The organism is Verrucomicrobiaceae bacterium (assembly GCA_016713035.1).
GTDB lineage: Bacteria > Verrucomicrobiota > Verrucomicrobiia > Verrucomicrobiales > Verrucomicrobiaceae > Prosthecobacter.
The window spans coordinates 1,028,843-1,041,542 of record JADJPW010000001.1 but is presented as its reverse complement, the minus strand read 5'-3'; the positions used below and the strand labels follow the sequence as shown (position 1 = coordinate 1,041,542).

Here is a 12,700-nt window from a genome sequence, read left to right as displayed (position 1 = left end):
AGGGCGGGCACAGTGGCGACGCGGGAGAGGGTGGCAAGTCGTACGAGTGATGAATCAGGCGTGGATGGCCTGCCGACGCATTTTTTGCGAGAAGCTGTGCGCTGCGGGGTCGTAGAGCTTCCGCCCGAGGAGCAGGAGGCGGTCTCGGAGCCGGGATCGGCACTCGTGGATGAGACGGTGCCAGGCGCTGCGCGGCGAGGCGCAGAGTCGATCATGGGCGAGGAGCCCCAGATCACGCTCACGGCCGAGGATGGCCCCGAGCTTGCGGGAGCGACGCACACGCCGTGTCGCGCCGGGCATGTGCGAGAGCGCGAGGGTCTGGTAGTGCAGGTCTTTGACCCGGTGCCGCCAGCGGTGGAGGATGTCCTCCTGCGTGCTCTCAAAGGCCTGTTTCATGAGGCGGCGGCCTTTGCGGTAGCTGAGGGCATGGGCAGCGAGGACTTGCTCAGGGCTGAGGGTGTCGATGCGGGTGGTTTCGAGCAGTTGCTCCAAGGCGCAGAGCTGGTGGCGCAAAAATGTGGCGGATGGTGCTGCGGGCATGCGCAGAGTCCTGTGCGGCTGCGGTGGGAGTGGCAGGTGAAAGCGGCGGGAGAGCTTCGTGAGGAGGCGCTGGCGCACTTGGCGGTCACGGCGGGCAGAGCAGGCATTCTTCACGGCGCGGATGTGCATGCGCATGGCCTCAAAGACGGGCTCTGGCAGTGCATCCTGCCCGAGGCGCAGCAGGGAGAGGAGTTTTTTCATTCGTACACGGAGCTGATGCGTAGCGACGGCTTCGTGTGTGGAAAGCCGGGCGACATCTCGCTGTGCGGTATCGAGCAGGCCCGTGAGTAAATGCCGCAAAACCTTGCCAGAGGCGGCTGGGGCGATGGTGCGGGCACTTTTCATGCCGCTGATTCAAGCGATTCGGGCCATCGGCGGCAAGAAAGTGTTGTTCACATTCTGCTGGCCGGATTGGGGATAAGTGTGCCCGCTGGGCGGTCTAGGGCTCAATCTTCCCACACTTTCAGCAGTTCGACCTCAAAGATGAGGGTCTCGTCGGGGCCGATATCGAGGCCAGCACCGCGTTTTCCATAAGCGAGGTGGCTGGGGATGAAAAAGCGTGTTTTGCCGCCTTCCTGCATGGTTTGGAGCCCCTCGGTCCAGCCTTTGATGACGCGATTGAGCGGGAATTCTGCGGGCTCACGGCCTGCGAGGTAGCTGCTGTCGAATTCGACGCCATTGATGAGCGTGCCACGGTAGTTCACGACGACGGTGTCGGTGGCCTTGGGCCGTTTTCCGGTGCCAGGGGTGAGGATGAGGTATTGGAGGCCGCTGGCGGTCGTGGTGACGCCGAGCTTGGAGGCATTTTCAGTGAGGAAGGCTTTGCCGATGGCTAGACCCAATGCCGCTAAGCAAAAGGGTCGATGATGAGATCGTCGCTGGCTTGGAGAGAAGAGGTCGAGAGCAGGCGTGGCCATTTGCTCACGGGCTGTCGCACCTTGCGCTGGCAACTACGTCTTCGTCGCGCTGGCAACGCGGCTTGGGCGATTTGCTCTCGCACTCGGCGCACCAGCACTCCTTGTGCCGCCTCGTCCATGAGGCCCTGCGCTGCCTCCAGCACCAGTAGCAGCGCTACGGTGTGCTCCAAACAGTGGCTCATGCTGATGCGCAGCGCTCCTGCCTGCCGGACTTCTTCATCCTCACTGCTCTGTGCGCAGGCTAGTCGCTCCTCAGCCACCAGTGAGCTGGCGATGAGGAGCGCGGCGAGTTCTTGCTGTGCTGTCTCGGTGCGTTGTGCGCTGAGCAAATGCCCTCCGTGAAGCACGAGCTTGAGTTCTTTGTAAAAGACTTCCTGTTCCCAGCGCTTCGCATACAACGCCAACAACTCACGCGCACTGCCCTGCTGCACGCTCAGGCTCGTCCACAGCCGCACCTTCACCCACTCTCCAGCGGCGTTGCGCACTCGCCCCACGATCTCGCGCACTGGCAACTCGCTCTGGCGCATCGGCGGATGTTTGCGCGGGCGGCCCCGCGCTTTGTTCGCCTCGGGTGTCTGCTTCTCGTCAGCTTTGGACGGAGCTGTTGTTGACGAGTCTGCGCATGGGCTCTCACGCTCGCGCAGACTCACCACCACCTCCGCACTGCCATCGGCATGCACGCTTTGCACTCGCACGGAGAGCTTTTGCCGCACTCGGACCAAAAAGTGACTCTGCGTGCGCTGCGAATGTTTTTGCAGTTCTTTGAGCATCGGAGCCTGCCCGTAATAGCGGTCGGCGATGAGCAGGCTGCGAGCTGGTAGCGCGGCGAGCAGCGGATCGGCCAGCGATTTCTCATTGAGCGCACCCAGTGACATCGATACGGCCAGCGGTGCATGGGTGCCGAGCTCGACCAGCGTGCTCATGGAGAGCTTGGCAAAGGCTGCCTGCGCACGACGACTGCGGCTTTTGGGCACTTGGGCGTTGATCTGCACGGTGTTAAGCAGGTTCCACTGCCCACCGTCGATGCCGACCAAGCGCAGCCCGGCGAAAAAACACGCTGGATGCCGCTGCTCACAGGCTAGCGGCACCAGGGAGTGGCGCATGCAGGCATCGAAAGCTTGGGTGGATATCTTCAAACGACGCTGGCTTAGCGCCGCGGAGCCTGATGCGCACAGCAAAATAACGACCGATGATCTGCTGTAGGCTGCCGCAAGCGTGCAGACTTTGGGCGACCATGCCGGCGATGAGTTGCCAACCGAGAAGTTTGCGTCGCGGCCCTTGGTGCGTTGGCTCTGCCCGCAGTTCCTCGGGCAACTGCTCGACGCCGAGTTTTTTGCGGATGCGTGCAGAGAGATGATGTTCGTATCGCGGTGGGCTGGATGGCTTTACCATCTACCGCTAGTTGACTCAGCTACTCAGTTGTACAGCACTCTTTTCGCTCCTCTTCGCTTTTTTGCTTAGCGGCATTGGGTCTAATGCGGACATGGGGCAGGGGATGGAGGGAGTGAAGTTCGTTTAAATCCGATGTTTCGATATAGGTCGGCTCCCCTCTGTGCCACCCGCGCGAAGATGGCTCCACTCTGACAACCATCGGGCTTATCGTGTAGGTCGGTCTGCATTTTCTTATCGAGCAGTTCTTCAAACACCTGGCTGGCATGCACAATGGCAGGCGTAATAGTGGGGTTCAGGATGATCTTCGTCTTCAAGTTGGCCTTCACATGGTTCTTTCAGCCGTAGTACGAATCGTTGTTCTTCTTCGTCTAGCGTGCTTCGCTGTCTTTCTGGCGGCCCACGGAAGGGTTAGTGTCGAACTCCTCGGGGCGTTTCGCCTTGCTTGATGCGATGGTTTGAGCAGCGGACGAAAGCTCTTCTTGGGGATGATCTCGCACAGCTTGAGAATGCCAATAGTCTTGGTGGCGTCGGCCTGCTCATGTTCAATGGAGGAGAACAATCCGCCGCTTCGTTTTGTCTTGCTGCAGCGCTTCATGGTCCCTTTTTTGGTCTGTGTTTGCTATCGATTAATGAATTGCCTGGAGAAATGAGGTTTCCAGAGGTGCCCATAAAGCCTAACGCGGCGACCTTGGCTTGAAAATGCTGGCCGATTTCGTGATCGACATCACAGCCGATGTGAAGGAGCGCAGAATTTGAGACGAGTTTGAATATTTTTTACGCAACCTGACTTCCGCAGGCAGAAGTCATTTTGAAATTACTCGAGTGACTTCAAGGGCCAATTTAGGGTGTTCGGAGTCGTTTTCATTTCTGAAGGTCTGATCTGGGCACAGCTCACGCTGCGGCATTGAGATTGAGGCGCTTGATCTGCTCAAGACGCAGCATGTTATACACGAGATTGGTCTGTTGCAGGCAGGCCACGTTGCGCTTCATGCCGATGCACCTTTGATAGAGAGCTTTCATGCTCCCGCTCATCTGCGCAAACACATGCTCCACTCGTGACCGGGTGCGCGACTTTTCGCGGTTGCTGGCTTTTTGCTCGTCAGTGAGCGGATGGCCCCGGTACTCCTTTTTGATTCGCTGCGCTCACCCTTCGGGCAGCCTGCGGCTGGTCTATCTCCGCTGCGCTCCGGTTCATTGATCTGTGGTTCGACGTTCTTGGTGGCCAGCGCGGCCTCGATCGGCGCTCCCGAGTAGGCGCAGCCGAACGGAGTGAGACAGATGCGACGTAGGAGCACCCGCAGGGCGAGCGGGAAGGGTGGCGGGAGCGAGTCAATCGGCATACACGACGCGATCTCCCTCTTCGATGAGTTCTTCCAACACTTGGCTGTCATGCACGCTCGCGGCGGTGATGACGGCTTTGAGGATGTGCTTGTCCTTCACATCGACTTTCACATGGTCTTTGTAGCCATAGTGCGTCTCGTTGTTCTTCTTCGTCCAACGTGCGTCGAGGTCTTTGTGCGCTTTGATCTTCGCGTTATCCTGCAGCTTCTGCGGCACTCCCCCCTCTTTAATCAGGACATTGTCTTCGCGGCTGTTGCGTTGCTTGGGCACTTCGGCAAAACTGGCATCGACCGTCACGCCTTCCTTTGCCAGAGCCAGCCCGTGTACCTTTTGCAGATGCGCGAGGAAGGTGTCAAACAAGCTTTCGAAGGTCTTTTGTTGCGATGAGCAGTTCGCGAAAGTCGCAGATGGTTTGATTCGCTGCGCTCACCCCTGCGGGGCAGCCTGCGGCTGTCTATCTCCGCTGCGCTTCGGTTGACCATCGGGCACTGCGTCTGCTGGGGTCAGACCTAGGAAGGCGCGGAAACTGTTGCGGTCAGTGATCTGAAAGCTCATGGCGTCATCGGCCAGGCCGTGGAGGCGCTGCAACACGAGCACCTTGAACATGAGCATGGGATGAAAGCGTGGCCTGCCGCCAGGACCTTTGGGCTCACTGGTGAGAGCACTCATAATGAGCGGATCGAAGACCTCCCATTGAACGAGCTTGCCTACGCGCATCAAGGGTGTCTCGAAGGCTGCCACATCAAGGTTTTGAACGAACTCATCGAAGAGACCAGGATTGCCAAAAGGAATAAAACTTGCCACGCCTTTCCTTGCCGCAACTTATCGCACGACGTCACTCTTTGATCGGGTTTGGTGCAGATTTTGAGTTTCCGGGAGTGCCCATAATTCTGGAGGGGTCAGGGAGGGCAGACCCATGACCGAGCTTTCGCTGGTTATTGAGAGGATACTCTTCGTGCTCAAGGATGGAGTCAGTTGGCGTGCGATTCATGATTCTGATGTGGCTTGGAGCACCGTTTTTGCCCACTTCAGGCGCTGGACCCGCGAATGTATTTTCGCGGAGTTCTCACAGATGCTGCCCTGGGAGAGCACCCTGGGTAGTCGCTTGGGTGCCATGGACTCAACCCATGTCAAAGTGCATCGCTCTGGGTGCAACACCGCAGGAGGTCAGCAAGCTCAGGCCATAGGCACCTCAAGAGGAGGTCTCAACACCAAGCTGCACGCCATCGTGGCGAACAACGGTGAGCCTTTGGCGATGAGCTTTACTGGCGGCAACAACCACGACAACCCTCAAGCCCAAGGACTCATTGAGGCTATGGACTCTGAGGCCGGGGTGAAAACGCTCATTGCAGATCGCGCCTATGATGCCAATGCGACTCGCGATGCGATTGAAGCGGCGGGCTGCGAGCCGTGCATCCCACCCAAAGCCTACCGTCTCAATCCCGCCTCTTATGACCAAACGACTTTCGCAAGGCGGCATGTTGTCGAGAACTTCTGGGAGGTCTCAAGCGCCTGCGTCGCATCTCGACCAGATACGAAAAGCTCAAGCAGAGCTTCGAAGCTTTCGTCCACTTCGCCATCTTTGTCCAACACCTGAGAGGTCAGTTCAAATCAGCCCAGTTCCGTAGAGATTCGAGTTTTTAAACACGCCCTAATCCGCACGGGAGGGGGGATCTACAAGGCTAGACCGAATCTGCCAGCTACGAACCTGAGCACGGCGAAGAGAATGATCGTGAGGACCGCAGAGCCGCCGATGGCTCCGTAAAAGCCCCACCAGCGCTGCATGGTGGGAAAGAGCAGAAACATTGGCAGCGTGGGCAGTACGTACCAGAAGATGTACCACATGTGATCAGCGGTTTTTTGATCACGCAGGGCAGGGGGGCTCTCAAAGTAAACCCAGAAGAGGGTGATGATGGAGACAAAGGGGAGTGCTGCTAGTAGGGCACCGGCTTTGTCGCTGCGTTTCACGGTTTCACTGACCAGGGTGATGATTCCGGCGCTGAGGAGGTATTTGATGAGGATCTTGGCGGTCATGATGGGTGATTTTTAGCATTGTCTGTTTGTCATTGCACCGGGGTTCATGTACAAAGCTAAGTTTTCCTCCCCACCCCCCGCTTTTCCCCTTCCGATGATAGACGTTCAAAACCTCACCAAGCAGTACGCTAGCCGTACAGCCGTGGATGGGATTTCGTTTCATGTGGAGCCGGGAGAGATCGTAGGCTTTTTGGGACCAAATGGAGCGGGAAAGACCACGACGATGCGCATCCTTAGCGGATTCATGCCTGCGACGAGCGGGCGAGCCGAAGTGGCAGGTTTTGACGTGTTCAGGCATTCACTAGAGGCGCGGCGTGTGGTCGGGTATATGCCGGAAATGGCTCCGCTGTATGTCGATATGAAGGTGAAGGAGTATCTGCGCTTTCGAGCCGAGCTGAAGGGGCTGAGCGGCCGTCACATGCGACAGCGGGTAGGGGAGGTGATGGAGCTCTGTGGTATCGGTGATGTGCGTCGCCGTGTGATTGATAATTTATCCAAAGGCTACCGCCAGCGGGTGGCTCTGGCAGATGCCCTGGTGCATGAGCCGAAGCTACTCATCCTAGATGAGCCGACCAATGGCCTCGATCCCGTGCAAATCCGCCAAGTGCGGGAGCTGCTGCGAGAGCTGCGCAATAAGCACACAGTGCTGCTTTCCACCCACATCCTACAGGAGGTGGAGCAGGCCTGTGACCGTGTGGTGATGATCCATCGTGGTCGCATCCTGGCAGATGACACTCCGATAAATCTGGCTAAAAAGCTGCACACAACTACTTCAGTCCGGTTGGAGTTGGAAAGTGCCGATGCACAGGCTGTGGCGAAACTGGAGGCTCTGTCTGGTGTGCGTAAATGCACTGAGGAGGCTGCTAATGGCACCCCATGGAGGTACCTCACACTGCGTGTGGAGCCGGGGAGTGATGTGCGTGAGGCTGTGCAGGCGGTGGCGACCCAGAGTGGGTGGAAGGTGCGGGAGCTGCACCGCGAGCTGCCTACGCTGGAGGATGTCTTCGTCGAGCTCGCCTCCCAGGCTGAGGCGATGAAAGGAGGCACGGTATGAGAGTCTTTTGGATCATGCTTAAAAAGGAGCTGCGGGCGTTTTTCGTCTCGCCTGTGGCCTATGTCGTGGTGGCCCTGGTCATGGTGCTCAATGGGTTCGCCTTCCGTGCTGCCTTGAGCATCTTGGAGAGTGCACCGAGTGAAGGCAGCATCGTGACGTGGACTTTTCAGCCGCATTGGTTCTGGTTGAGTTACTTCTTTGTCTTCCCGCTGCTGACCATGCGCTCTTTTGCAGAGGAGCGGCGTTTGGGCACCTTTGAGACGCTCTTCACCGCCCCGGTGCGTGCTTGGCAGGTCGTGTTCGGCAAATACATCGCCGCGATGATCATCTATGCGCTGCTGTGGCTACCTAGCTTGTTCAATTTCAAAATCGCTCACTGGGTTAGTGCGGGGCAGGTGGAGTTGCCCGCTGGCTCCCTCGGTGGCTCGTACATCATTTTGATGGCCATGGGGATGTTTAATCTGGCGATGGGCATCTTCGCCTCATCGCTTACGCGCAATCAGATCGTCGCTGCCATCTTCAGCTTCACTTTGAGCCTCAGCCACTTCCTGCTTGGGGTCTTTGTGATGCTCATCGGGCGGAAAATCACGGATTCCATCGTCGATGTCTCCACCTACTTCGCCAGCGTGGAGCACATTCGGGTCTTCACCAGTGGCCTTATCGACACGCGGCCACTTGTTTATTACGCCAGCCTCACTTTCCTATTCCTCGCACTCACGCATCAAGTCGTCGAATTCCGCCGCTGGAAGCCCTGATCACTGCCCATGCCTGAAAACTCACCAGAGCCTGAAAAGACCGCCATAGAGGCCAAAACGGCCCCTCAGGGCGGTATGCCGCGCCGTTTCGGCATCGGCGTCAATGTGCTGGTGCAGGTGTTTTTGACGCTGCTGATCTTTGTGGGCATCAATCGGCTCAATTATCGCTACTACACGCGTTTCGACCTCAGTCCGACGCAGAGCTTCACTCTCAGTGACTCGACCAAGAATATCCTTTCGACTCTATCGCGTGATGTGACCATTTACATGGTCTTTGCTCGTGATTCGAAGATCTTCGGTGAGGTGAGCTCGCTGCTCGAAGAGTATCGGCTGCATGGTCGGCAGCGCATCAAACTGCGCACTATCGACCCGGTGCGTGACATTGAGCGTGCGGAGAATCTGAAAGCGGAAACGGGCCTCTCCCTGGCCCAAAATGGCATTCTGCTCATCTCTGGCTCCAATAAGCGTTTCATTATAGAGGACGAGCTCGTCGTCCGAGAGGCGGGGATCGGCACCGAGAAAAAAATCACCGAATTCCGTGGTGAGGATGCCGTCACCTCGGCGCTGGCAAATGTGCTGGAAGGAAAAATGCGCCGTTTTTATTACATCACCAGCAAGGGCTCACGCTCCGATGCGGCGGTGACAGAATCCCTGGAGGCTATTGTCGAAATCGGTCGCCAGCAGAACTTTGAAGTGCTGGCGATAAGCCTGAGTGATGTCGCGAGCCTCACCGCCCACGCAGATGGCATCATCATGATCGGTGCGAAGTATGATCTGACCGAGCGTGAGCTACGCATGCTGGACGATTATTGGAATAGCAATCGCACGGGCATCCTCATGCTGCTGGACCCGAACCGCATCACCAAGAATCTGGACCTCTGGCTGGCTGCCAATGGTGTGAAGCCACGCCGTGACCGTGTGCTTATGGCCCGCAGCACGAGTGCTGGAGCGAAGAAGGAGTTCAGTGTGCAGGCTCTTTTCTCTCGCGAAGTCAGCTTTACCCAGCATCTGGCCAATAATATCACGAACATCGCAGGCCAATCGGAGTCCCTAGAGCTCTCTAGCGGTGAATCGAACCCAACTTTGAAGGAGAAAAATATCGTCGTGAATCCTGTGCTGCGTGCCGATGACTTCTACTGGGGGGAGACGAACTATTATGATGAGCTGCCCGTCGCCGATGAGAGTGAGGATACACTGCCGCCAGTCTATGTCGGTGCCAGTGTCGAGCGCGGAGCCGCTCCCGATGCGAGCAAGCGTGTGGAAAGCTCACGCATGGTCGTGGTGGGCAATCCGACTCTGCTGGATAAGTCCTCCATGCTCGCAGTGAACCGCGATTTCGTCGCGGCGAGCCTGAACTGGATCATCAATCGTGAAAACCTCATTGGTATCACTTCCAAACCGAAGCGGTCTTATCGCATCCAGCTTACGCCGAAGCAGCATGATGTGATTTTCTGGATCACATCGCTGGCGATGCCTGGAGTCATCCTGGCACTGGGCATGGCGATCTGGGCAGGCCGCCGTGCAGCTTAGAGAGCGGTTTTCTTCATCCTACGGGCAAGTATCCAACGCAGGAGCACCCGCGGTAGATGTCTGAAAAGCCGAGCCGCGATAGATACTCCCCGTCCTGGCCAAACGCATGCTTTGCCAGCGACGAGTCCGGCGAGTGCCTCGCTCACTACTTGTGCTGGAGGGATGCGTAGGAAAGCCTGTCCTTCGCGATTCGTGTCCGTGCCATCTGGACGGCGTGCGGTTTGACTGAAATTCGTGGGCGTGGGGCCGGGGCAGACGCAGGTGACCGTGATGCCGCGTGGTGCGAGCTCGATGGCCAGGGCCTCAGAAAAGCTGGTGACATACGATTTACTAGCCGCATAGACGGCGAGCTCTGGCATCGGGAGAGTACTTGCGAGTGAGCTGACATTGAGCACTCCGCCAGGGCTCTCTAGCCGTGGGAGCATGGCATGCGTGAGCATGGTGAGCGCAGTGATGTTGAGATCGAGCTGCGCCCGTGTTTTTTCAGGAGTGGACTCGGCAAAGCTGCCGTAGTCGCCCATGCCGGCATTGTTGATCAGGAGATTGGGGCGTAGCTCATGTGCATCGAGAAAGGCCAGGACGGTGAGTAGGCCGCTGGGAGAGGATAAGTCTGCTACGCAGAGGTGTATGCGGGCCTTGGAGCCTGCGAGGCTGCTTTTTACCGACTCTAGCGCATCCTCACGCCGGGCGATGAGGACGAGAAAATCCGCCGCAGGGGCGAGCTGCCGCGCAAACTCAGCTCCAAGGCCTGATGAGGCACCCGTGATGATGGCGCGGCAAGCAGTGGTGCGGAAGACTTGCGGCTGCATAGATGGCATTTCGTGCTTTTTGGCTCAAAAAGTGCCCAGGACACTGAGCCAAGCTACGGCGGCGTCTTGAGCCAGAGGGAGTGCCCCTTTCACCGCGATCTGTAGGGGGCCGCGCGAGGTGGCTGGGATATTGAGCACGCTGAGGATCTGGTCCGGCGGTAGCTCATGATAGGTCACTGCCTGCGGTGCAGACATAAATGCGGTCGAGGAGTGAACCGCAGAACGCATCGCCATCAGTGTGGAGAGCACGAGGCCCGGGCGCGGATCATTGCTCCACAAAATGCCGCCATCTCCATCGAGAATGAGCAGCCATGTATTCACCGGCAGTAAACCTGTGATCTGCTGGGCAAAGGCTTCGATTTTGACCTCAAACGGAATGTCCTGTGTGACAGTGATGGGTTTAGACTCCGGCGCAGGTGGCAGAATGGGCAGCGGTGCTGCCTCTTTTTTTTCTTCTTCTACAACGGTGACCACTGTAGTTGCTGTTTCTGCCTGGGGAGTGACTTCTTCAGATGATGATGGTTGAGATGCTTCACCCTCAGCAATGGCGGGACTATTGACAGCCGTAGCGGGCACCTGATGGGAAAGTATGCCAGCCTCTACTGCTCGGTGCCGGATGCTGCGAAGTCGCTCGCGGATGCGGTCCAACGGCAGTCCCTCATGCTCCAAGGAGCCAGTGGTAGATGAAGGCTCCTGTGAAGAGGGTGGATTCAGCGCATCGGACAAAGTAAATGCGGGTGTCGCTGTAGCGGGCAATGAAGGGATAGTTTCAACTGGGGCTAACTCAGCGATGGGGGCCGCTGGAGGCGCTGGAGAGATGACGTCCTCCTGCGACGGGAGCGAGACTGTAGGTGGCTCAGATGCAGCCGGTTTAGATTCACTCACCCCCGCTGGTGCGGGGCTGAAAAAGTCATGAATCTCACGGACAGATTCATCGCCTGTAGTTTGTGCTGCAGGCGAGTCGGCTATTTCAGGCTCTTGCTGAGGCGGGGAGATCCGAGCGATCAGCGACTGGAGCTGTTCTGGGTCAATCCAAGAGACTCGCATGTTCATGATTTTGGTCGCGTTGTTTGCTCATACCGGTGCGCTGTTCCAGATCAGCAGCAATCTGGTCAAAAATGAGTGCCTCGGGCGGCGGATTGCGCTTGGTCAGCGCCACAGGCACGCCGAGTGCGCTGGCGTCGAGGAAGGAGGGGAGGCGTGGGATGCTCTGTTGGAAAATGAGGGCCGGTGGCAGCATCTCGCGCAGCTCTCGAGCAACACGTAAGCTCATTTCATGCTCACGCATCACCATGGTCAGCAGGATGCCCGCCACTTTGACCGCTGCACCCTCAGCACGATAGCGAGCTAGGGTCTCCAGCATATGCGGCACACTGCGGATCGCCAGGGGCTCTGCCTGCTGCGGTAAGATGACAAAATCGCAGGCCTTGACGACAGCCTCGGTCATGCCATTGAGCCCGGCTGCCGTATCAAAGAGCACGCAATCCACGCCGCGTAGCTCCGCAGCACGCAGCAGGTCCGCGATTCGTGCTGGTACCTCGTGTGCCGCAGCTTCGACTCGCAGACTGGCATCGAGTTGGCCAGCAGGCAGGATTTCCAGCTCTGGCAGACGGGTCGTGATCACCAGTCTCGCGAGATCGCCCCTGCCGGAGAGGATTTCATAAAAACCCTCCCGTGCGGCCGTGCTCCGAGCAAGTGATAGACCTACGCCGCCCTGTGGATCTGTATCCACGAGTAGCATTCTCCACCCCCGGCGGGCGAGGGAGTAGGCGAGATTAATGCAGAGCGTGGTTTTACCCACGCCGCCTTTCTGACTGGCTGTTGAGATGGCGATCACGAGGCCGCGATGCTAGGCCGAGTTTCCTAACTATCAACAAATGGGATGCATCAGAAGACTATTGTTGACCACCTCGGGGGCTTTGAGCTAAAAGTTCATATGCTTATGAGAAAAATCACTCGTTCCGCACTCCCCATCATTCTCCTGTCGTTTTTGACCTCCTGCGACAAAGCGGATCGCCTCCGCGCGGAGCAGGCAAAAGTCGATGCCGCCAAAAATCTCATCCAGCAGGAGATCCTCCAGTATGAAAACTACATGCGCCAACTCGGCCCGAATGGTGTAGGTTCGGTCGCTTCGAAGGAAAGGCTGGCTACAGAAATGATCTCTAAAGCAAGTCTCGAAGAAGCCAAATCTGGAGAGAAACTCACCCTATGGACAGATCTGGAAAAATCTGCCACAGAGCTCCGAACCAAGGTGGATGCTTGGAAGGCAAAATATGTACGCTGATTCATTTTAGTCACCACTCAACTCCAAATCCTCAAATCGAATTA

General features: G+C 57.5%; 16 protein-coding genes. 5 read left to right on the top strand and 11 right to left on the bottom strand.

Annotated features, from left to right (window positions below; all coding sequences use genetic code 11):
• Positions 1-54: 54 nt before the first annotated feature.
• From IPK32_04505 to IPK32_04475, 7 genes are all read right to left on the bottom strand, one after another.
• Positions 55-885 carry a CHAD domain-containing protein gene (locus IPK32_04505; protein MBK8091258.1) on the bottom strand — a complete coding sequence of 277 codons (831 nt, stop codon included), beginning with the start codon at positions 883-885 and terminating at the stop codon, positions 55-57.
• A 101-nt stretch (positions 886-986) separates the two neighbouring features.
• Positions 987-1,457, bottom strand: coding sequence for an FKBP-type peptidyl-prolyl cis-trans isomerase (locus IPK32_04500; GenBank protein ID MBK8091257.1), 471 nt, complete (start codon positions 1,455-1,457; stop codon positions 987-989).
• Positions 1,388-2,593, bottom strand: a complete 1,206-nt coding sequence (locus IPK32_04495; GenBank protein ID MBK8091256.1) for an IS4 family transposase — start codon at positions 2,591-2,593, stop codon at positions 1,388-1,390. The genes IPK32_04500 and IPK32_04495 overlap by 70 nt, the downstream gene beginning before the upstream one ends.
• On the bottom strand, positions 2,529-2,849 hold the full coding sequence (locus IPK32_04490) for a hypothetical protein (GenBank protein MBK8091255.1): 321 nt from the start codon (positions 2,847-2,849) through the stop codon (positions 2,529-2,531). The genes IPK32_04495 and IPK32_04490 overlap by 65 nt, the downstream gene beginning before the upstream one ends.
• Before the next feature lie 891 nt (positions 2,850-3,740).
• Positions 3,741-3,983: a transposase gene (locus IPK32_04485; protein ID MBK8091254.1), complete on the bottom strand. Its 243-nt coding sequence runs from the start codon at positions 3,981-3,983 to the stop codon at positions 3,741-3,743.
• 195 nt (positions 3,984-4,178) lie between these two features.
• Complete coding sequence (locus tag IPK32_04480) at positions 4,179-4,550, bottom strand: transposase (GenBank protein ID MBK8091253.1); 372 nt, start codon at positions 4,548-4,550, stop codon at positions 4,179-4,181.
• Positions 4,551-4,616: 66 nt separating this feature from the next.
• A complete protein-coding gene (locus IPK32_04475; GenBank protein ID MBK8091252.1) occupies positions 4,617-4,994 on the bottom strand; it encodes a transposase in 378 nt (125 codons plus the stop codon).
• 112 nt (positions 4,995-5,106) lie between these two features.
• On the opposite strand from IPK32_04475, the gene IPK32_04470 reads away from it, so the two are divergent.
• The gene (locus IPK32_04470; protein ID MBK8091251.1) at positions 5,107-5,787 is read left to right on the top strand and encodes an IS5 family transposase; all 681 of its coding nucleotides are present in this window, start codon (positions 5,107-5,109) and stop codon (positions 5,785-5,787) included.
• 77 nt (positions 5,788-5,864) lie between these two features.
• Here the strand turns inward: IPK32_04470 and IPK32_04465 are convergent, their stop codons facing one another.
• Positions 5,865-6,224: a DUF3147 family protein gene (locus IPK32_04465; GenBank protein MBK8091250.1), complete on the bottom strand. Its 360-nt coding sequence runs from the start codon at positions 6,222-6,224 to the stop codon at positions 5,865-5,867.
• Between the two features lie 94 nt (positions 6,225-6,318).
• On the opposite strand from IPK32_04465, the gene IPK32_04460 reads away from it, so the two are divergent.
• The 3 genes from IPK32_04460 to IPK32_04450 are packed head-to-tail and all read left to right on the top strand — an operon-like array spanning position 6,319 to position 9,563.
• Positions 6,319-7,278: an ATP-binding cassette domain-containing protein gene (locus tag IPK32_04460; GenBank protein ID MBK8091249.1), complete on the top strand. Its 960-nt coding sequence runs from the start codon at positions 6,319-6,321 to the stop codon at positions 7,276-7,278.
• Between the two features lie 14 nt (positions 7,279-7,292).
• Positions 7,293-8,033, top strand: coding sequence for an ABC transporter permease (locus IPK32_04455; protein ID MBK8091248.1), 741 nt, complete (start codon positions 7,293-7,295; stop codon positions 8,031-8,033).
• Between the two features lie 9 nt (positions 8,034-8,042).
• A complete protein-coding gene (locus tag IPK32_04450) occupies positions 8,043-9,563 on the top strand; it encodes a GldG family protein (GenBank protein ID MBK8091247.1) in 1,521 nt (506 codons plus the stop codon).
• On the opposite strand, the gene IPK32_04445 is transcribed toward IPK32_04450, so the two are convergent.
• The 3 genes from IPK32_04445 to IPK32_04435 all read right to left on the bottom strand — a co-directional run bounded on the left by IPK32_04445 (position 9,560) and on the right by IPK32_04435 (position 12,209).
• Positions 9,560-10,372, bottom strand: coding sequence for an SDR family NAD(P)-dependent oxidoreductase (locus tag IPK32_04445; GenBank protein MBK8091246.1), 813 nt, complete (start codon positions 10,370-10,372; stop codon positions 9,560-9,562). The two genes, IPK32_04450 and IPK32_04445, sit on opposite strands and share 4 nt — an antisense overlap.
• A gap of 24 nt (positions 10,373-10,396) precedes the next feature.
• The gene (locus IPK32_04440) at positions 10,397-11,128 is read right to left on the bottom strand and encodes a hypothetical protein (GenBank protein MBK8091245.1); all 732 of its coding nucleotides are present in this window, start codon (positions 11,126-11,128) and stop codon (positions 10,397-10,399) included.
• A gap of 271 nt (positions 11,129-11,399) precedes the next feature.
• Entirely contained in the window at positions 11,400-12,209 is an 810-nt protein-coding gene (locus IPK32_04435) for a ParA family protein (GenBank protein MBK8091244.1), read from the bottom strand.
• Between the two features lie 45 nt (positions 12,210-12,254).
• Here IPK32_04435 and IPK32_04430 point away from each other — a divergent pair, with 45 nt between their 5' ends.
• Positions 12,255-12,656, top strand: coding sequence for a hypothetical protein (locus IPK32_04430; GenBank protein MBK8091243.1), 402 nt, complete (start codon positions 12,255-12,257; stop codon positions 12,654-12,656).
• Positions 12,657-12,700 lie beyond the last annotated feature (44 nt).

What these genes read in the sequence shown, in the direction of transcription:
- IPK32_04505 (MBK8091258.1), bottom strand. Translation starts at nt 885, where the DNA reads ATGAAAAGTGCCCGCACCATCGCCCCAGCCGCCTCTGGCAAGGTTTTG.
- IPK32_04500 (MBK8091257.1), bottom strand. Translation starts at nt 1,457, where the DNA reads ATGGCCACGCCTGCTCTCGACCTCTTCTCTCCAAGCCAGCGACGATCT.
- IPK32_04490 (MBK8091255.1), bottom strand. Translation starts at nt 2,849, where the DNA reads ATGGTAAAGCCATCCAGCCCACCGCGATACGAACATCATCTCTCTGCA.
- IPK32_04470 (MBK8091251.1), top strand. Translation starts at nt 5,107, where the DNA reads ATGACCGAGCTTTCGCTGGTTATTGAGAGGATACTCTTCGTGCTCAAG.
- IPK32_04465 (MBK8091250.1), bottom strand. Translation starts at nt 6,224, where the DNA reads ATGACCGCCAAGATCCTCATCAAATACCTCCTCAGCGCCGGAATCATC.
- IPK32_04460 (MBK8091249.1), top strand. Translation starts at nt 6,319, where the DNA reads ATGATAGACGTTCAAAACCTCACCAAGCAGTACGCTAGCCGTACAGCC.
- IPK32_04455 (MBK8091248.1), top strand. Translation starts at nt 7,293, where the DNA reads ATGCTTAAAAAGGAGCTGCGGGCGTTTTTCGTCTCGCCTGTGGCCTAT.
- IPK32_04450 (MBK8091247.1), top strand. Translation starts at nt 8,043, where the DNA reads ATGCCTGAAAACTCACCAGAGCCTGAAAAGACCGCCATAGAGGCCAAA.
- IPK32_04445 (MBK8091246.1), bottom strand. Translation starts at nt 10,372, where the DNA reads ATGCAGCCGCAAGTCTTCCGCACCACTGCTTGCCGCGCCATCATCACG.
- IPK32_04430 (MBK8091243.1), top strand. Translation starts at nt 12,255, where the DNA reads ATGCATCAGAAGACTATTGTTGACCACCTCGGGGGCTTTGAGCTAAAA.